The 19339-nt window shown below is 38.3% G+C and carries 16 protein-coding genes; 9 read left to right on the plus strand and 7 right to left on the minus strand.

The window, feature by feature from the left end:
• Positions 1–26 precede the first annotated feature (26 nt).
• Positions 27–1958: a glycoside hydrolase family 172 protein gene (locus ASE92_RS14515; RefSeq protein ID WP_056850820.1), complete on the plus strand. Its 1932-nt coding sequence runs from the start codon at positions 27–29 to the stop codon at positions 1956–1958.
• Here ASE92_RS14515 and ASE92_RS14520 read toward each other — a convergent pair.
• Together ASE92_RS14520 and ASE92_RS14525 are read right to left on the minus strand one after the other, a co-directional pair.
• Positions 1955–3223: a hypothetical protein gene (locus tag ASE92_RS14520; protein ID WP_056850821.1), complete on the minus strand. Its 1269-nt coding sequence runs from the start codon at positions 3221–3223 to the stop codon at positions 1955–1957. The two genes, ASE92_RS14515 and ASE92_RS14520, sit on opposite strands and share 4 nt — an antisense overlap.
• Positions 3224–3357: 134 nt before the next feature.
• The gene (locus ASE92_RS14525) at positions 3358–3864 is read right to left on the minus strand and encodes a DUF6702 family protein (protein WP_056850822.1); all 507 of its coding nucleotides are present in this window, start codon (positions 3862–3864) and stop codon (positions 3358–3360) included.
• 237 nt (positions 3865–4101) lie between these two features.
• On the opposite strand from ASE92_RS14525, the gene ASE92_RS14530 reads away from it, so the two are divergent.
• From ASE92_RS14530 to ASE92_RS14550, 5 genes are all read left to right on the plus strand, one after another.
• Complete coding sequence (locus tag ASE92_RS14530) at positions 4102–4686, plus strand: HupE/UreJ family protein (RefSeq protein WP_056850823.1); 585 nt, start codon at positions 4102–4104, stop codon at positions 4684–4686.
• 14 nt (positions 4687–4700) lie between these two features.
• Positions 4701–7073 (plus strand): M1 family metallopeptidase, encoded by a 2373-nt coding sequence (locus ASE92_RS14535; protein WP_056850824.1) that lies wholly within the window; start codon positions 4701–4703, stop codon positions 7071–7073.
• Between the two features lie 340 nt (positions 7074–7413).
• Positions 7414–9456: an excinuclease ABC subunit UvrB gene (uvrB, locus tag ASE92_RS14540; RefSeq protein ID WP_056850825.1), complete on the plus strand. Its 2043-nt coding sequence runs from the start codon at positions 7414–7416 to the stop codon at positions 9454–9456.
• A 54-nt stretch (positions 9457–9510) separates the two neighbouring features.
• On the plus strand, positions 9511–9708 hold the full coding sequence (locus ASE92_RS14545; RefSeq protein ID WP_056850826.1) for a YwbE family protein: 198 nt from the start codon (positions 9511–9513) through the stop codon (positions 9706–9708).
• Positions 9709–9822: 114 nt separating this feature from the next.
• Positions 9823–10080, plus strand: coding sequence for a DUF4834 family protein (locus ASE92_RS14550; protein ID WP_056850827.1), 258 nt, complete (start codon positions 9823–9825; stop codon positions 10078–10080).
• 126 nt (positions 10081–10206) lie between these two features.
• Here the strand turns inward: ASE92_RS14550 and ASE92_RS14555 are convergent, their stop codons facing one another.
• The 5 genes from ASE92_RS14555 to ASE92_RS14575 all read right to left on the minus strand — a co-directional run bounded on the left by ASE92_RS14555 (position 10207) and on the right by ASE92_RS14575 (position 14237).
• Complete coding sequence (locus tag ASE92_RS14555) at positions 10207–10662, minus strand: SRPBCC family protein (protein WP_056850828.1); 456 nt, start codon at positions 10660–10662, stop codon at positions 10207–10209.
• Positions 10663–10730: 68 nt separating this feature from the next.
• Positions 10731–11657, minus strand: coding sequence for a TIGR01777 family oxidoreductase (locus ASE92_RS14560; protein WP_056850829.1), 927 nt, complete (start codon positions 11655–11657; stop codon positions 10731–10733).
• 5 nt (positions 11658–11662) lie between these two features.
• A complete protein-coding gene (locus tag ASE92_RS14565) occupies positions 11663–12478 on the minus strand; it encodes a hypothetical protein (RefSeq protein ID WP_056850830.1) in 816 nt (271 codons plus the stop codon).
• Between the two features lie 104 nt (positions 12479–12582).
• Positions 12583–13089 carry a GbsR/MarR family transcriptional regulator gene (locus ASE92_RS14570; protein ID WP_056850831.1) on the minus strand — a complete coding sequence of 169 codons (507 nt, stop codon included), beginning with the start codon at positions 13087–13089 and terminating at the stop codon, positions 12583–12585.
• A 65-nt stretch (positions 13090–13154) separates the two neighbouring features.
• On the minus strand, positions 13155–14237 hold the full coding sequence (locus ASE92_RS14575; protein WP_056850832.1) for an alginate lyase family protein: 1083 nt from the start codon (positions 14235–14237) through the stop codon (positions 13155–13157).
• A gap of 129 nt (positions 14238–14366) precedes the next feature.
• Between ASE92_RS14575 and ASE92_RS14580 the strand changes: the two genes are divergently transcribed.
• From ASE92_RS14580 to ASE92_RS14590, 3 genes are all read left to right on the plus strand, one after another.
• Positions 14367–16877, plus strand: coding sequence for a YfhO family protein (locus ASE92_RS14580; RefSeq protein ID WP_056850833.1), 2511 nt, complete (start codon positions 14367–14369; stop codon positions 16875–16877).
• A gap of 460 nt (positions 16878–17337) precedes the next feature.
• Positions 17338–18192 (plus strand): UDP-2,3-diacylglucosamine diphosphatase, encoded by an 855-nt coding sequence (locus ASE92_RS14585; RefSeq protein ID WP_056850834.1) that lies wholly within the window; start codon positions 17338–17340, stop codon positions 18190–18192.
• Positions 18193–18212: 20 nt separating this feature from the next.
• A complete protein-coding gene (locus ASE92_RS14590; protein WP_056850835.1) occupies positions 18213–19202 on the plus strand; it encodes a glycosyltransferase family protein in 990 nt (329 codons plus the stop codon).
• Positions 19203–19339: the final 137 nt, after the last annotated feature.

The raw sequence follows: 19339 nt of genomic DNA on the forward strand, positions 1-19339 counted from the left end.
ACCAAATATTTTCTTAACCTCAGTCTATGAATTTAGCTAAGCTTCGTAAAATTCTTACCCTTACTTTTATAGTCCTATCTTCCGTGCATGTTTTTGCTCAGCGCAAAATCATCAGCATTCAATCTGAGCTTGGAGCGATGATTAATCTTTCTGATTTGCCAAAATATACTGATGCGGTGGTAAAGCAGTTTTCATCTTATGATACAACAGGGAATAACGATGATGGTTTTAGCGGCAAGTATTCCTTTATTAGAAAAAATGCTGATGGAAGCTCGGTTATTTTCGAAGATAAGGGGGCTGGGGTCATCAATCGGATTTGGACGCCAACGCCCACCAATGATACGCTCGATTTTTATTTTAACGGAAGTAAAAAGCCTTCTTATTCCGTCCGGTTTGCAGACCTGTTTTCTGGCAAAGTTTCGCCATTTAATCTCCCCCTGTGTGGCAACCAAATCGGAGGTTATTTTTGCTACTTCCCGATTCCATACAAAAATGGATGCAAGGTAGTTTTTAGAGGGAAGAAACTTGAGTTTTATCAAATTCAATATCGCAATTTCGGCAAGGCCGCTACTGTTAAAACATTTAATCCAGCTTTATCTGCTGATGAGAAAACAGCTTTGGAGAAAATTTCTACAACTTGGGCAGATATCAAAGGGCAAAATCTTTCTGTAAAAAACGCCGAAGCATTTGCAGTGGATAAATTACTGAATCCCGGCGAAAGCGTTACATTATTAAGTGTAGATAAACCCGGTCGCTTTGTTGGTTTTGAAATGGAAAATGCCCTTCAATTTGAAGGATTAAGCAAACTTATCGATATTAAAATTACCTGGGATAATGAAAGCCAGCCTGCAGTTTACATGCCGCTGGCCGACTTTTTTGGTTATGCTTTTGGTCGCGTATCCATGCAAAGTCTGTTAGCAGGCACAGCCAACAACATCACCTACAATTATTTTCCAATGCCATTCGATAAAAATGCGAAGGTGGAATTAATTTACCGTAAAGCCACTTCGGCTGAAAGGGCAGAGCCGCTAAGAATTAAAGCAAAATGGTATTATTCACCCATTCCGCGGAACTCAAATACGGAAGGGAAATTTTACACTTATTGGAACCACGAGAAAAATGCAGCAATGGGTAAGCCACATGTTTTTTTGCAGGGAGAGGGTAGAGGACATTACGTAGCCACCATTCTGCAGGCGCAAGGTTTAAATCCAGGAATGACGCTATTTTTTGAAGGAGATGACTACACTTCAATTGATGGGAAAATGACCATGCATGGAACTGGTTCTGAAGACTATTTTAATGGAGGTTGGTATGCTTTGCTTGATCGTTGGGACCGGAAAATGAGCCTGCCGCTACACGGTTCGCTGGATTATTCCTTGCCCTTCAGCCGTACTGGTGGCTACCGGTTATTTTTAACAGATAAAATGCCATTCGAAAAAAGTATTCTCCATACCATTGAACATGGTCCGGAGCAAAATAATAAACCTGTCGACTATACATCCGTAGCATTTTATTATGCCGATAAAGCGATCTCCACATCGGCCAAACCTATAAATGAAAATACCTTAGTTTACCTTCCGGATACCATGATGGTGTATCCACAATTGATGAGTTTTAGTTTTAACGGGCAAGCTACTATCAATGGGAATAATTTTATTTCTACCGCAGGGGCACAAATCAGAATAGATTTACAGGAAATTCCCAACGGGAAATATAAACTTTTTGCCGATGTTGAAACTGCTCCCAATGGTGCGGAAATTACTTTCTGGCAACGGCAAACACAGGTGAGCCAACCCATTTCCTTTTGCAGCAGTCAAAAAGAAACCAAAAAGAAAATGTTTTTATGCGATGTAGAAATCAGTGAATTTCAAAATACGGTAACGCTTCATTTCAAAAACGATAAAGAGAGAAACAGGCTAAATATTGACCGACTGATTCTAGTAAAAACAACGAATTAATGGCCTGCATAGCTGTTCATCTCATTAAAAGTAGCTTGTAGTTTTTTATATTTCAATTGGTTGGAGATACTACGTAATTCCCAATTACTTAAAAACTGACCATTAACGAATTTTACGCCATCAATATAGTCTTTTAGCGTTTTTTTAATATCATCTAGGCTCATATTTTGTAGAACCGAGTCATTTAAACAATAACACTTAACCAATAGTGCTGTTACCTTTTCCAGCTGCAGATCGTACCAGTTAAATGGTGTACAAGTTCCGGCCCTAAAACCCGAAACTTCTGGATAACCCATGGAATAGTCTGTGGTAATGCCCGAGTTTAATAGGTTAAGGTAGCAAATCGGAAATTTTAAGGTTTCTAATTGCTGACTGCTTAAATTGATTTGATTAGGTAAAATCTTTTTCAACTTAAATATGCCGTCTTTAATCTCCTTTATTTTTTCCTTATCACTTGCACATGGTCGTAATAAGCCAACGCTTTGATTACTTAGCAGTTGGGAGACTTGGTTTGCCTGAATGTATTCAATCGGCACTTTTGGAAAGTTTATAAAAAATACGGGTCTGATTTTTTGCTTTTCAATTGTTTTTTCAAGCGCAGTTAAGGCCGTTTCATTGTTAATGCCAAAGCCGGTTAATTGATCAAATTTTGAACTTAAATAACTGTTTTCTTTGCTGAATACAGTGCTAAATATAAACCGTGTCTTCCTTAAAAAACCATCAGGAGCATTTGGTGTAATGCTAAGGTTAATACAAGGCTGAGAACTGAAATTTTTATCTGCGAAATGTATAGTGGGATGTTTTTTGCGGATAATATTTTTAATCAGCAGTGCCCATTCATCAATAATGGGTCGGTCTAAAACCTTCCATTTATATTGGAAACTACTTACGCCCTTAAATTCCTCATCGGTTTTTTGCTGATGCAAATATTCCTCATATCTCGTTACAATAAAAAAAGATGCAGCGAACACATCAAAAGGAAGTGCAGAACTTGCTACCGGAAACGGAACCTGATATTCGCCAAAAGGAATAGTTTTAATATTTAGTTCATTAACCTTTTTTGAGAAAAGAATTGATGTGCTTTTGAAAAAAATCTCGTCTCCCAATGGTTGTTCTCCATAGCTAATTTTAACATGCTGGCTCTGTAAAAAATATTGGCTGTTTCCAGTGAATTCTATTTCTGCTTTGAGTATTTCCTTAAAGATAAAATTGAAAATGTATTTTATCCGGGGTGTTAAAACAGATGAGAAGATGATTAAATGCATAACTTATTTTAACAGTCCAATGTGTAAACTAAGATTATAAATAATTCTTCCCGCAGGTATGATCTTTATATTAACGGGATACTAAAAATAGTGCTATTTTAACAGTAATTTAATATTTAATACAAAAAATACAGTTAAAAGTTTGCCGTGAACTTTTTGTCCGGATACAAAATCTTGGTGCTTTTTCTGGTTTTTCCTTTCACAACATGAACGATACTCATCTGATCATCAAACAAATCGTATAAGATAATATTGGTAACTTCTGCTGACTTAAAACTGTTAATTTTTTCTACTTCCAGATAAATATTAGTGGCTTCATGGTCGATCTCAAAACCGACATATTGCATGTTAATTTGCTTTCCATTAGCCTTAATTTGCAGATGGGAAATGATATATTTTTTAATCACCTCATCCATTTTACCTTTAATTGCAGGATTAGTTAAGTCTATTTTCTGCTTGTAGTTTTTAGCTAATATTGATTCAAAATCATCAGTAAAAATTCTACAGCTTACCTCAATAGTTTTTTCTTGCTTATTGTAGTTTAACTCAGTTGTGCTTACATGTAATGGATGTTTCACATTAAATGCAAGGCAAACGTAACCGCATATCAGAATGGCAAAAAAGAATTTGATCTTACTCATGATTGAACCTATGAAATGCGAATTTACAAAATTATCGCTACGATGTTGTGATTCAATAGAGGGACTTGTTCCATTCCATTCGAAATTTTCATGAATATATGTTCCTCTATCAACCCCGATGTCGGTAACATTTTAGGTAAACTTATCCGTTGTTTTGCGAAAATGTTAACTTTTCAGAATTATTAACTTAATTTTAAGCTTTAAAACTATCACATCCCGTTAGTTATCGAACTATTCATGCCGTTACAAGATTTTATTTTCTACTTTAAGTTAGGTTGGAGCCATATCATCAGTGCCGATGCTTTGGATCACCAGCTGTTTATATTGGCACTGGTTGCAATTTACAGCTACACTAACCTAAAGCAAGTATTGATTTTGGTAACTGCATTTACAATAGGGCATTCGCTAACTTTACTTTTGAGTGTGCTCGATATTATTCGTTTCGATAGCAAATGGGTGGAGTTTTTAATTCCCTGCACTATTGTCATTACTGCTGTGAGTAATCTATTTAGAAAGAATTTTTCCTTAAAATCGATCAAGATAAATTATTTTTTGGCACTTGGTTTTGGATTGGTACATGGGATGGGTTTTGCAAACTCTATCAGAATGATGCTTGCGAAAGACCAGAATGTTGGCTGGGGCTTGTTCGGCTTTAATGTTGGTTTAGAAACAGGGCAGGTTTTTATGGTTTTAATCATTTTATTGATTACGTTTATTATTTTTAATTACACCAGAATTAGGCGCTTTAGCTGGGTTTTGTTTATATCGGCAGCCGTATTTAGCCTGGCTTTAAAAATGGCTTTAGAAAGAATACCCTTTTAGCATTAGAAAACATCATGAATAAATTGTTTACATTAACTGGCCTGCTTCTTATTTCTGGTAGCGTGGGCATGGCTCAAAACATTCAGAACAATCCTGGTAGCAACCATGGCAATAAGTTTGAGCAGTTGGGCACTATTTTGCCTACCCCAAATGAGCAGCGTACAGCAAGTGGTGCGCCAGGCGTAAAGTATTGGCAACAACGTGCCGATTATAACATTAAGTGCGAATTGGATGAAAAAAACCTGATGTTGACAGGTTCTGAAACCATTACCTATACCAATAATTCTCCAGATCCTTTAACTTACATTTGGTTGCAGCTGGATGAAAACGAACACAGTACTTCTAAAAGTGCAAATTACCAGGATGCAACGAAAATGCCGGCAGGCGGAACTACGCAAACACTTGATCAATTGAGTGCCAAGGGCGATAACGGTAACGGGATCAACATTACCAAATTGACAGATGCAACAGGCAAGAGTTTAAAATACACGGTGAATAAAACCATGATGAGGGTTGATTTGCCAGTCGCTCTAAAAACCGGACAGAAGTATATTTTCAATATCAATTGGAATTACAAAATTACCGACAGGATGAGCGTTGGCGGCAGAGGTGGATATGAGTTTTTTCCGGCCGATGGAAACTATCTTTTCACCATGACGCAGTGGTATCCTCGTTTATGTGTGTACAGCGATTTTCAGGGTTGGCAGAACCACCAGTTTACAGGCAGGGGTGAGTTTGCCTTAACTTTTGGCGATTTTAAAGTACAAATGACCGTTCCAGCCGATCACCTGGTTGGATCAACTGGCGAATGTATTAACTACAGCGCCGTTTTAACGCCAGCTCAGTTAAGCAGATACAACACCGCTAAGACAGCTACAGCTCCTGTAGAAATCCAGACTTTAGCCGAAGCAAAAGCTGCGGAGGGTAAAAAATCTACTGCTAAAAAAACCTGGGTATTTAATGCCAACAACGTTCGTGATTTCGCATGGACTTCTTCCCGGAAATTTGTTTGGGATGCGATGCCACAAAAAATTGAGGCGAACAACAACACCGTAATGTGTATGAGCTTTTATGGCAAGGAAGCTTACAATTTATACAGCAAATTCTCAACAAGAGCGGTAGCGCACACCATTAAAACTTATTCTGATTTCACCATTCCATATCCTTACCCGGTAGCACAAAGTATTGAAGCTGCGAACGGAATGGAATACCCGATGATATGTTTCAACTACGGCCGTACCGACGCAGATGGAACGTATAGCGAAAGCACCAAAAACGGGATGTTGGGCGTAATTATCCATGAGGTTGGGCATAACTTTTTCCCAATGATTGTAAACAGTGATGAGCGCCAGTGGACCTGGATGGATGAGGGTTTAAACTCATTTGTTGAATACTTAACAGAAGAACTTTGGGACAATAAATTTCCGAGTAAAAAAGGCCCGGCTTATACTATTGTTGATTATATGAAATTGCCGAAGGATGAACTCGAGCCAATCATGACTAACTCTGAAAATATTGTTCGTTTTGGGCCAAATGCTTACTCAAAGCCGGCGACAGGTTTAAATATCCTTCGCGAAACTATTATGGGGAGAGAGTTATTTGATTATGCTTTCAAAGAATATTCGAGAAGATGGGCATTTAAACATCCTGAACCTGCTGATTTATTTCGTACCATGGAAGATGCAAGTGGTGAAGATTTAGACTGGTTTTGGAGAGGTTGGTTTTATGGAACTGATCCTTGCGACATCTCTTTGGATAGCGTGAAATTTGCCAAAGCGGATTTTCCAAAAGAAGTTCCTGCGGCAAGATCAAGAATGGTTAAAGTGGACAAGCCTGCTTTAAATGCTTTCGAAGACATTTCGAAAATCAGAAACCGTGAGGACAAGAAAATTAATTTCTACGTTGATAAAAACACGGGCGCACAAGATTTCTATTATAAGTATGATAGAGGTATGGTAACGCTTGATACGACAGCAACAACAAAACAAGAAATGGCAATGCCTTACGAAGTTGTCCCGGAAGGAGACCAGGCCGAGTATGCAAATAAATTTTTGTACGAGCTGAGTTTTAGTAATAAGGGCGGTTTGGTTATGCCAATTATTGTAGAATTCACGTATAAAGATGGAAGCAAGGAAATTGATCGTATCCCTGCACAAATCTGGAGGCACAATGAGTTGAAAACATCTAAGTTTTATGTTAAGGATAAAGAAGTAGCTTCAATTTTAGTTGATCCATTACGTGAAACAGCTGATATTGATACAAGTAATAACACTTGGGGCGGCAAAGCAAAAGAAAGTAAATTCAGAGCATTTAAAATGAAAGCTGCAACCGCGGTTAGAGGCCAGTCGGTTGGCTCAAACCCAATGAAAGTGGCAGGGAGTAAATAGATATTTTACTGTTTTGATTAGAAATCCTCGTTGAATAATTTCAGCGAGGATTTTTTTTTACCTAGTAAATCAAAAGTTCAACTTTCGATTTACTAGGTTGATGCTGATTTAAACTCAATGAGATAGGATTAGGAAATTATGAAATAAAAATCAATGCTGTTAAATCGTTTTGAACTACGGTTGGAATCTCTTCATTTTATTCCAACTATTTCTAACTTTTCTGCCTGTTTCCTGTTTACCCTTTAATTCCTAATCCCCCTAACTTTTTTTAGGTTTTACACGAGGAAGAGAGATCATCAAAATTGCTTATCACACCAATTTTGACTAAATTTGGTTAACAATGAAATTTAACATTACTTCAGAATATAAACCTACCGGAGATCAGCCAAACGCGATTAAGCAATTGGTTGACGGTGTAAACGCCAACGAACATTATCAAACATTATTGGGTGTTACAGGTTCTGGAAAAACATTTACTATCGCCAACGTAATTGAGCAAACCCAGAAGCCCACGCTAATTTTAAGTCATAACAAAACTTTGGCCGCTCAGCTCTATGGCGAGTTCAAGAATTTCTTTCCTGGGAATTCAGTTAATTATTTCGTTTCCTATTACGATTACTATCAGCCAGAGGCTTTTATCGCTTCGAGCAATACCTATATTGAAAAAGACTTAAGCATTAACGAAGAGATTGAAAAACTCCGTTTGCGCACCACATCGTCTTTAATGAGCGGTCGAAGAGATATTATTGTGGTTTCCTCCATCTCCTGCATTTACGGTATGGGAAATCCTGAAGATTTTTCGAGGATGGTTTTCCGCTTTGGCGTAGGTTTAAGGATTTCTAGAAATGCTTTTTTACATAGCTTAGTGGAAATTTTATATTCTCGCACCACAACCGAGTTTAAACGGGGAACTTTTAGGGTTAAGGGTGATACCGTAGATATCTACCCGGCATATTTAGATCATGCCTATCGCATTTCTTTTTTCGGCGACGATATTGAGGAACTTTCTGCCATCGATCCGGTATCAGGTAAAACATTAGAAAAGTTGGAAGATATGGCCATTTATCCGGCCAATCTCTTCGTTACGCCAAAAGATCGGTTTAATCAATCCATCTGGGGAATCCAGGAAGAGCTGGAAATCCGCAAAAACCAGTTGATCGCCGACAGGCATTTGTTAGAAGCCAAAAGATTGGAAGAACGCACCAACTTCGATATCGAAATGATGAAAGAGTTGGGTTATTGCTCAGGAATTGAAAACTATTCACGTTTCTTCGATGGGCGCCAGCCTGGAATGCGCCCTTTCTGCCTGTTAGATTATTTTCCAGACGATTATCTAATGGTAATTGATGAAAGCCACGTTACGGTGCCGCAGATCAGGGCCATGTATGGGGGCGATAGGTCAAGAAAACTATCACTTGTAGAGTATGGATTTCGTTTGCCAGCTGCGCTGGATAACAGACCGCTAAATTTTAACGAGTTCGAGGCTTTGGCACCGCAAACCATATATGTAAGCGCAACGCCTGCGGAATATGAATTGGAGAAATCGGAAGGTGTGGTGGTTGAGCAAGTGATTCGTCCGACGGGTTTACTTGATCCGGTAATCGAAATAAGACCTGCAATTAATCAGGTAGATGATTTGCTGGATGAAATCGACTTAACCATAAAAGATGGCGGACGTATTTTGGTGACAACCTTAACCAAGCGTATGGCCGAGGAATTGACCAAATATCTGGATCGTTTAAACATTAAAACAAGGTACATCCACTCGGAGATCAAAACCTTAGAACGGGTAGAAATTCTTCGTGGTTTACGTTTAGGGGAATTCGATGTTTTAGTTGGTATTAACTTGCTGCGTGAAGGACTGGATTTACCAGAGGTAACTTTGGTGGCCATTTTGGATGCAGATAAAGAAGGCTTTTTACGGTCAGAGAAATCACTCATTCAAACCATTGGACGTGCCGCCCGTAACGATCGGGGCAGGGTAATTATGTATGCAGACGGAATTACCGATAGCATGGAAAAAACAATTTCTGAAACCAATCGTCGTCGCGATATTCAAATTGCTTACAATCTCGAGCATGGCATTACCCCTAAAACAGTTGGTAAATCTCGCGAAGCGATTTTAGAGCAGACTTCAGTACTTGATTTCTCTCAAAAAGCCAGTGATAATAAAGCAAGAGCTTATGTAGAAAATGCCGAAATCAGCATTGCAGCCGATCCAATTGTACAATATATGGGCAAAGCTGAGTTGCAAAAAGCGATAGATAATACGAAAAAGGACATGCAGAAAGCCGCAAAAGATATGGACTTTTTACAGGCTGCAAAATTGCGTGATGAAATGTTTGCCCTTGAAAAAATGTATAACGAAAAGTTTGCTAAGTAACGTTTTTACTTCCATATTGCTTAAAATCGAAATTTATTCAGAATTTTGAAGCAAATGAAAGGTCAGAACAGAAAAGATATTTACCCAGGTTTAGAAGTTGGCATCATCTTAAAAAAAGATCAGCGCTCTGGAAATATTACTTATGGGGTGGTTCAAACGCTACTTACCTCAGCGGCTTTTCACTCACGTGGAATCAAAGTGAGGTTGGAAGATGGGCAGGTTGGGAGAGTGGCAGAAATTGTAGAAGAATAAAACTTTCTTCCATATTTTCGCCTTTTATTTTGTAATGGGAATGCAATTAAAGAATTGAGAAGTAACAAAATAAATTTTGGTACGTCTATATTTGTAACAACAGTAAATTAAACAATGGCATTTATTAAATTTATATTCATCGCAATATTAGTTCTTTGGATCATCAGAATGTTGATTCGATTGATACTGCCGATGCTGTTTAATAACCTGGCCAGCAAAATGCAACAACAAGCAAGCGGACAGGGGCAGCAGCAACAACAACGAAGATCGAAACCGGAAGGCGCAATATCTATAGATTATATGCCGCCTAAACCCGATCAAAGTAAAACGGATAAACTCGGCGACTTTGTAGATTACGAAGAAGTTAAATAAAAATTAAAGTCTCGATGAAAATCGAGACTTTTTTGTTTTTACCCTTTCATTGACTGCCTTCAGAGTCGAGAAACGATTCTCCTTCGTTTTGTTGCAATCACATGCTAGCTGTGCGTTTTATAACAACTATTTATAAATTTCTGCCTCTTTTTTGATCACATTATTCCTTTGGACTAATAAATTCTTCATATAATTTTTAAGGATAATACTTTCAGCAAGTTTTCCAAGTGCACCCAATGGAACCCCAAACTCAAAAATATCAGTCATTTCGGTACCTGAATTTACTGATTTAAATAAATGTTGGTGGTGAAGTTTTCTGAACGGTCCCTTTATCATTTCGTCTGTAAAACAATTGGGCTTTTCCATAGCCGTAATTTTGCTAGTCATGGTGAAATTTATCCCAAAATGTTTTGCTTTCCAAGTAACCGTTTCGTTTAAGTTAATCAATCCAGATTTCCGCCCAGCAATGGCTTTTTCTTTCGAGGAGGCCATGGAGTGTACATGCAAATCAATGCTTCTGGACAAATCGAAACATCGTTCTATTGGCGCCGCTATTATGGTTTTGAGTATGATAGTAAGCATCTTCTTTTTACCTTCACTTTTATTTTTTGGATTGGATCTATTTAAATCTTAATCATCCATTGAGCCATTTAAATTCGCAAACTCACAATATCATGTACAGCATCTTCAATTTTCGCATATTGAAATTCAAATCCATTCTCCAATAACACAGCTGGTTTAACCCACCTGCTTTTTAAAATTAATTCGGTTTCGGTACCAATAATTGCCGCACCAATACTAAGTAACCATGCCGGCGTTGATAAACCAAAAGGAATTCCGTAGGTTTTTCTAATGGTTTTCATCAGCGTGTTATTGGTCACTGCAGCTGGAGAAGTGCAATTCACCACTCCGCTAATGGCTTCGTTTTCCAGTAACCATTGGATGCTGTGAATCGCATCTTGTTCATGTACCCAATTCACAAATTGATTGCCATCACCTTGTTTGCCACCTAAACCAAATTTTACCAGGTTAAGCAATCTTGGAAATGCGCCGTCGCTGCGGCCAAACACAATTCCCATTCTTAGCGCTATCTTTCTCGTTGCAGGCGTTTCTGTTTCAAAAAAACAACTTTCCCAGGCTTTACATACATCAATAGAAAAGCCGTAGCCAATTTCTCCAGTATATTCATCTTGTGGTCGATCTTCCGCATGGCGATAAATAGTAGCGGAAGTAATATTGATCCAGAGCTTAGGCGGATTGAGCAAAGTCTGTATCACAGTAGTTAACAAGCGGGTAGGAATAACCCTTGAATCTACTATTTCCTGCTGATTTTGTTTGGTATACCTACAGTTGACGTTTTTGCCGCACAGATTTACCAATAAGTCAGCACTGTCAATAGCTTCGGTCCAAATACCTTCCGTTTTCCCATCCCATAAAATTGTTCTTACATTTCCATTTTGCGCTTTTTCCTTTCTACTCAAAATGATTACTTCGCTTGCTAAGCCGCTAAAGTGCTTGGCTAACAAGCCGCCCAAATATCCATTTCCACCAGCTAATACTATTTTATTGTAAATCATGACTGCTATAAGTTAAAAATTAAACCTAAAATAATTAGACGATAAACAGCCCAGGTAATAGTCATTACCCAACCCAGTTTCAAAATGTTACTTCTTCGAATATGTTCTAAAAACATTAGGCCGGCTACAAATAAAAAGTACAAAATATAAAGTGCCGGATGGATAGAAAAAAGCTGATGAACCAGCAAACCTAGGGTTAAAAGAAGTGATCCGGCAAAGGAAATCGTCATCATATTGCCTAAATAATCCCAAAGCTTCCCGTTGCGGTAAAAACTAATAATTAAACCTTGAAAAAATATTTGTCCGCCACAAATAAAATATTCCCGATAAGCACTTCCCAGTGGAACAGAATCGCTTAATAAATGGGCGTAGGCCGTTAAAATGTATGCCGTTGCAAACCAGGTAAATAGGAGGTAGGCAATACGGTAGTGAATTTTAAAAGTAGGTTGAATGCTATCGGCTTTGGTATTTGCAGGAATAATAACTTTTCTGTTGTAGGAAACGAAAGCATAAAACTTAGCTATAATGAAAAGGAATGGCCCAAATGCAAATAGCGGCTTGAATACCGGCATGGCATGACCAATGATTTTAAACAAACTTTTTATACCATAAGTTACTTCGCCATTTTCCGTATTGACTAAAGCGATTTCATTAGCTGCCCGTTGCCGATCAACCAGCTGACAAAGATGTGCCGGCGGATGCTGATAGGCTGCTCTTCCATTTAAATCCAACATGCCAGCTTTAACAAATCCCTTGATATAAAAGTGGCACATTGGGCATTCTTCGTCAAATAAAATGATGTGGTTGGTTAGCATTTTCATCGTTTCTATATTTTAAACTTTCAGTAAAAAATGAAAGATTGGGTTAAAAAATAAAGCCGCTTGGGCTTTAATCTCCTCAACTTTAGGGAGGCTGGGAGTTTGGGCTATTTAAAAACCTTTAAAACAGATCCCCAGAACCAGCTTTCTTCAGCTTTTAGCATGGTTTCCAATGTTTTATCTACATTTCCGGCAAGCTTATTAATATCGGTGATCGATTTTTTAAACGTTTTGTATTCTGGATCTTTATCATCGCCCTGAACAGAAGAAAGCTCGTTCAATACTTTTAATACTGGCTCCAACTCTCTCTTTTTTCTCTCCTTAGCTACTTGCCTGGCAATGTTCCAAACATCTTTATCTGCAAAAAAGTATTCCTTTCTTTCGCCGGCTTTATGCTGCTTTTCAATCAATCCCCATCCAATTAAATCTCTCAAAGTCATATTCGCATTTCCCCTGGAGATACTCAAAGTTTCCATAATCTCTTCGGTAGTTAATGCTTCTGGAGAGATTAATAATAAGGCATGCACTTGAGCCATTGTACGGTTAATGCCCCATTCCGATCCCAACTTACCCCATGCTTCAATGAATTTTAGTTTTGCTGCTGCTAATTCCATAAACAAATATAACAAGATTTTTAAAGTTTCAAAAATTATTGAAAGTTTATTTTTTATGAAAGTTGTTATTTGGAATCTCTTTTAACGTGGTCTATCAATTGCTGGAAACTGGCATTCCCTTCTAAGGTATTTAGCAAATCGATTTGGCCTCGGTCAAAGTAAACAGATAGGCGTAAAACGGGTAAGGCGAGCTTTGGCTCAAACATAGTTCCTGGGGCAAAGCCAGGTTCATTGTTTTTCGCTCTATCCCGATCAAACTTAACCGTTGTACGCACATATTCCTCATGCTGCTTTTCGCCTTTCATATACGGAATTAACCAATCAACACTTTTTTGTATCGAAGAGCCGGTGCCGGATTGATAGGTGTAAAAATTTTCGCCTTTTGCCCGATCAATCATAATGGCGAGCTCGAGCATAGGTTCCAGGTCATAAATATGATAGTGCATAGCGTCACGTTCTTTAAAATCTAAACTGGTACCGTCAGCATGCAAATTGATATTAATATGCTGCTTTAATTTTTCAATTGTCCAATCGATCAATGCCTTGTCGTTTAGGGTGTAGCCAATTTCCCCTACAACCTTTAGTCGGTGTGCATTCCAGTTATTAATAGCAGTGCCTCTTCCGGCTTGCATTCGCTTGCTGTTAATCTCTGCCAAAGCAGTTTCCTTTAGCCAGTTTTCGATCAGTGCCTTATCGTTACCACCAATTAAATCTTTGATGAGATCATAGGCTTCAACCGCTTTATCCAAATTGGTATCGTCTATTGGGTTACCATTTGGCTGGTTAATTTTTGCCCATGCGATTAAGAAGGACAAAGATTTGTCTAAATATTGTTTATTTCCATTAAGCCTATATTGTAGCGCAAGCGTATACATTTTATTCATATCGGCCAGGGCTTGCTGAGTTTTTACCTTTTTTGGATTTCCTTTCAATAGACCTTCAGTCCTGATCGTATCAATCGGATTTGGTTGTTCCAGAAGAAAAGAAGAAGCCAGTTTTTCAAAACTATGGTAAAGCTTTTTATTCTTCTCCGTTGATGAATTTTCCAATTTCAAGGTCGATATCTCCTTTTGATTAAGACTGACAATTTGTGTAAAACCTGAAAACGAAGCCACTAGAATCAGTACTGTAATCACAAACTTTCTCATAATAAAAGGGTTGAAATGTAAATTGATAATACAAAACTAAATTTTTATTCCACTCGCATTTAATTAATTCCTTTTTTATCCCGCCCAAATTTTTATTTTTGACGTTCGTTTAAACTTAAACAAACCTTAATGAATAACTGGTTTAATAAAAATGGCATCCACCTCGCCATTATTGCATTTTTTGTAGTCATTACCTTTGCCTACTTCAGTCCTGTTTTGCAGGGAAAAGCGCCACAACAAGGCGATGTTTTGCAGGCAAAAGCCATGCAGAAAGAGATTATGGATGTAAAGGCTGCAACTGGGAAAGGTCCGCTTTGGACTAACCAGATGTTTGGGGGCATGCCAGCTTATCAAATATGGGTTCAATATCCATTAAATATTACCACTTACGGTATCGATTTAATTAAAGGTGTATTTCCTGATCCTGTCGGTACAGTGATTTTATATTTGTTGGGCGCTTATTTACTCTTCTGCGTACTCAAAATTAATCCTTGGCTTGCTGCCGCAGGAGCGATTGCATTCGCATTTACTTCATATAACTTTATCATAATTGCCGCCGGGCACAGTAATAAAGCATTGGCCATCGGTTTCTTTGCACCTATTTTAGCCTCAATCATCCTGGTTTTAAGAGGAAGATATTTAGTTGGAGCAAGTTTATTGGCGCTGTTTATGGCTTTGGAAATCCGTTCCAACCATATTCAAATGACTTATTATCTTTTTATAGCGTTGTTTTTTTTAGCTTGCATTGAATTATATCATGCATACAAAGCCAAACAATTGTCCACTTTTGGTAAATCAATTGGCTGGGCAGCTGCGGGAATTATTTTAGCAGTTATGGTTAACGCAGGTACACTTTGGACGACTTATGAATATGGTAAAGAAACCATTCGTGGAAAATCAAATTTAACAACTGATAAATCGGAGCCTGCAAACGGTTTAGACAAAGAATATGCTTACCAATGGAGCCAGGGTGTGGGCGAGAGTTTCACCTTTTTAATCCCTAATTTATATGGTGGTGCCAGTGGAGGGCAATTAAATCCTGACGGTAAATTTATTAAGATCTTGCAAGACGGAACAGTATCAAATGTTTTAGGTCCAATATATGGTCAGGATACTGAGAAAGCATTAAATGCGATAGCTCAAAATGCAGGTTCAAATTACTGGGGTGATAAACCAGGTACTTCCGGGCCATATTATTTTGGAGCGATTATATGTTTTCTTTTTGTATTTGGCTTGTTTATCGTAAAACACCGTTGGAAATGGTGGATATTGGGAACCAGTATCCTGTTGTTGTTCCTTTCTTTTGGACAAAATCTTCCAATAATTTCCGATCTTTTCTTTGACTACCTGCCTGGCTATAATAAATTCAGGGCCGTAGAATCTATTCTCGCTGTTGTGGGATTATTGGTTCCGCTACTGGCCATACTTGCAGTTAAAGAAGCACAAGACGGAAAGTATGATCAAAAATATCTGGTTCAGCGCCTTACCTGGTCTGCAGGTATTACCGGTGGTTTTGCACTTTTGGTTGCGATAGCCCCAACTGTATTTTTCAGCTTCACCAGTTCAACACAAGCACAATTAACAACCTGGTTAAATCAGATCACACAAAATAATACTTCACTTACTGCTCAAATATTGGCAGCGGTAAAAGAAGACCGCGTGAGCCTGGCCCGTGCTGATGCTTTACGTACTTTGCTTTTCATCGCTATCGGCTTTGGCTTAACCTGGGCATTTATCACCAAAAAGATGAACATGCAACTGGCGTTTGGCTTGTTGGCAGTATTTATCTTAATTGATTTATGGCAGGTTGATCGCCGCTACTTAAACAATCAAAACTTTGTTGCAAAATCAGATCTCGAAAATCATTATCAACCACGTGATGTAGACAACTTTATTTCTGCTGATAAGGATCCAAACTTTAGGGTTTTTGACTTATCGCTGGGCGATCCATTCAAAAGTGCTGAAACTTCGTTTTTCCATAAAACTGTTGGGGGTTTCCACTCCGCCAGGTTAAAACGTTTCCAGGAGCTGGTTGATCATCAGTTAACAAAAAGCATCAATCAAGATGTTTTGGATATGTTAAATACCAAATACATTATCACCCAGGATCCGCAAAACGGCTCTTATAAGATGCAGCGCAATGCTACAGCTGCGGGTAATGCATGGTTTGTACAAAGTGTTCAATATGCTAAAAATGCCGATGAAGAGATGAAAGCAATCAGCAGCTTTGATGCAAAAAAAGAGGCGATTGTTGATGAACAGTATAAATCATTAATCGATACCAAACGTTTGGGTACAGGTGTAGAAGGGTTTATTAAACTAACTAAATACACGCCAGACCATTTAACTTATGAATATTCTTCAGCAAAAGATGTGATTGCCGTTTTCTCTGAGATTTACTACAACAAAGGTTGGAAAATGTATATCGATGAGGTTGAAAAGCCTTATTTCAGGGCTGACTACATTCTTCGAGCTGCACAACTTGAAGGTGGAAATCATAAAGTAGAATTTATCTTTCACCCAACTTCTTATTATGTAGGAGAAAATATCTCATTGGCAGGTTCAATTTTATTGCTTGCTGGTTTGGGCTTCGGGTTTTACTCAGAAAACAAGAAGAAAAAGAAGACAGTTGAAGGTTGACGGATTAGCTTATCATTCGATTAAACGAATTAAAAGTCTGTTTAAAGCAGGCGCTAAGAAAATAAAAAGTCATCTGATGAATTTAAGCACAAGGCTATGTTCATTGGATGACTTTTGTGTTTTTGAAAAGTTATCTTCCCCGGTGATCAGCCCTTTTTATCCTTAAAGCAGTTACAATAGGCAACTTCACCTGCGGTTTTAACATCCTTTATCATTTCGAAGAATAATTTAACAGTCTCGTAACATTTGGTTGATAAACAGTGTCTTACATTTGTAATGTAAAATCAGATGATATGCTAGAGTCATTCTTCGCCGTTTGCTTGTTAATTATTGTACTTTATTTCTTTAGTCCTTTTGAGGTTAAACTTGATGAGGAAGAAGAGTGGTAGGATAATCTTCAATATTTTTAAACTGCTTCATTCAGGCGGTAATAAATTCTTCTCCCCTAAATTTCCCGGTTATGGATAAAAGAACCATTGATGTAGTCGTAATTTCCGATGTACATTTGGGCACCTACGGCTGTCATGCCAAAGAGCTTCTCAAGTATTTGAAAAGTATTAAACCTACAACCCTTATCCTAAACGGCGACATCATCGATATCTGGCAGTTTAGTAAAAGCTATTGGCCCGAATCGCACATGAAGGTGATCCGCAAGCTGATGAAGTTTGTATCTGAAGGGGTTCAGGTGTATTATTTAACCGGAAATCACGATGAAATGCTAAGGAAGTTTGATGGGATGGAGATGGGCAGCTTTCACCTCCAGAATAAATTGATTTTAGAGCTCGACGGTAAAAAAGCCTGGTTCTTCCATGGAGATGTTTTCGATGTGACGATGCAACACTCTAAATGGTTAGCTAAAATGGGCGCCGTTGGCTATGATACATTGATCTTAATCAACAGCTTCGTAAACTGGATCCTCAACGCTTTTGGTCGTGAGAAAATGAGTTTCTCGAAGAAAATTAAAGCGAAGTTTAAAGATGCTGTAAAGTTTATCAACAGCTTTGAACAAACCGCTGCCGAATTGGCCATCGAGAAGGGATACAACTACGTGGTATGTGGACATATTCATCAGGCAGAAAAAAGGAATATCGCAACTGAAGATGGTCAGGTAACGTATCTGAACAGTGGTGACTGGGTTGAAAGCTTAACTGCTTTAGAGTATCAAGATCAAAGTTGGACCATTTTTAAATACAATCATATAGATTTTATCAAAGATGAATTAGATGAGGGGATCTTATCAGATGCTGAAGATTTAAAAAGTAAACTCGATGTAAACATACTTTTACAACATATTAAGTATGAAATTGCTCAATAATTTTAGATATTCGGGCACAAATGAAAATACTTTACGCAATTCAGGGAACAGGAAACGGTCACATTAGCAGGGCGAGGGAAATTATTCCATTGCTTCAAAAATATGGCGAACTCGATATTTTAGTGAGCGGGACACAGGCTGATGTTAAACTTAGCCAACCGGTGAAATATCAGTTACATGGCTTCAGCTTCATTTTTGGAAAAAAAGGTGGTGTTGATCATTTTGCTACCTGGTTAAGCATGAATCTTTTTCGTTTCAGAAAAGACATGAAGCAATTGCCCTTGAAAGAGTATGATCTGATTGTGAACGACTTCGAGCCGGTAAGTGCCTGGGCTTGTAAACTGCAGGGAATTGACTGCGTTTCGCTTAGTCACCAGGCCGCCTTTAAATCGAAAAAAGTACCGCGACCGAGAACTTTGGATTGGGGAAAGTTGATTTTGAGCCGTTATGCGCCAACCAAATACCACATTGGATTTCACTTTGATCGATACGATACCTTTATTCATACCCCAGTAATCAGGGCTGAAATTAGGGCAATAAGAAGTGAGAATCTGGGCCACTATACTGTTTACTTACCAGCGGTTGATGATAAGAGGTTAGTTCAGTTATTTTCACAAATTCCCCAAGTGAAATGGGAAGTTTTCTCTAAACATAGTAAAGAAGCTTACACGCACGAAAATGTTTCTGTACAGCCTGTAAATAATGAAAAGTTTAACAAAAGCCTGGCTACCTGCGAAGGTTTATTTACCGGTGGGGGTTTCGAAGGACCAGCGGAAGCACTGTATTTAAAGAAAAAGTTACTGGTAGCACCAATGCGCTTCCAGTTTGAGCAACAATGCAATGCCTATGCGCTCAAGCAATTTGGCTTGCCGGTAATCTGGGGAAGCACAAGAAATTGGTTGCCCATTGTTAAAGATTGGGTTAATAATCCGCAGAAACATGAATTTAATTTCCCTGATGAAACGGAAAAGATTATTGATGATATGGTGAAAAAATATGCGAGGGTGTAGTTTTTCGTCTGGAGTTCGTAGTGTTAAGTCCTTAGTCTGGGGCTAAAGGTTGCTCCTTGCTCATTATTCCTTACTCCTTATTCATTGCTCCTTGCTCATTATTCCTTTCTCCTTCCTCTTTCATCCTTGCTCTTTGT

It is taken from the genome of Pedobacter sp. Leaf41 (assembly GCF_001422545.1).
Lineage (GTDB): Bacteria > Bacteroidota > Bacteroidia > Sphingobacteriales > Sphingobacteriaceae > Pedobacter.

Coding starts and splice junctions, on each gene's coding strand:
- ASE92_RS14575 (WP_056850832.1), bottom strand. CDS start 14,237: ATGAGAAAGTTTGTGATTACAGTACTGATTCTAGTGGCTTCGTTTTCA.
- ASE92_RS14555 (WP_056850828.1), bottom strand. CDS start 10,662: ATGCTTACTATCATACTCAAAACCATAATAGCGGCGCCAATAGAACGA.
- ASE92_RS14590 (WP_056850835.1), top strand. CDS start 18,213: ATGAAAATACTTTACGCAATTCAGGGAACAGGAAACGGTCACATTAGC.
- ASE92_RS14585 (WP_056850834.1), top strand. CDS start 17,338: ATGGATAAAAGAACCATTGATGTAGTCGTAATTTCCGATGTACATTTG.
- ASE92_RS14580 (WP_056850833.1), top strand. CDS start 14,367: ATGAATAACTGGTTTAATAAAAATGGCATCCACCTCGCCATTATTGCA.
- ASE92_RS14525 (WP_056850822.1), bottom strand. CDS start 3,864: ATGAGTAAGATCAAATTCTTTTTTGCCATTCTGATATGCGGTTACGTT.
- ASE92_RS14565 (WP_056850830.1), bottom strand. CDS start 12,478: ATGAAAATGCTAACCAACCACATCATTTTATTTGACGAAGAATGCCCA.
- ASE92_RS14535 (WP_056850824.1), top strand. CDS start 4,701: ATGAATAAATTGTTTACATTAACTGGCCTGCTTCTTATTTCTGGTAGC.
- ASE92_RS14560 (WP_056850829.1), bottom strand. CDS start 11,657: ATGATTTACAATAAAATAGTATTAGCTGGTGGAAATGGATATTTGGGC.
- ASE92_RS14545 (WP_056850826.1), top strand. CDS start 9,511: ATGAAAGGTCAGAACAGAAAAGATATTTACCCAGGTTTAGAAGTTGGC.
- ASE92_RS14530 (WP_056850823.1), top strand. CDS start 4,102: ATGCCGTTACAAGATTTTATTTTCTACTTTAAGTTAGGTTGGAGCCAT.
- uvrB (WP_056850825.1), top strand. CDS start 7,414: ATGAAATTTAACATTACTTCAGAATATAAACCTACCGGAGATCAGCCA.
- ASE92_RS14515 (WP_056850820.1), top strand. CDS start 27: ATGAATTTAGCTAAGCTTCGTAAAATTCTTACCCTTACTTTTATAGTC.
- ASE92_RS14520 (WP_056850821.1), bottom strand. CDS start 3,223: ATGCATTTAATCATCTTCTCATCTGTTTTAACACCCCGGATAAAATAC.
- ASE92_RS14570 (WP_056850831.1), bottom strand. CDS start 13,089: ATGGAATTAGCAGCAGCAAAACTAAAATTCATTGAAGCATGGGGTAAG.
- ASE92_RS14550 (WP_056850827.1), top strand. CDS start 9,823: ATGGCATTTATTAAATTTATATTCATCGCAATATTAGTTCTTTGGATC.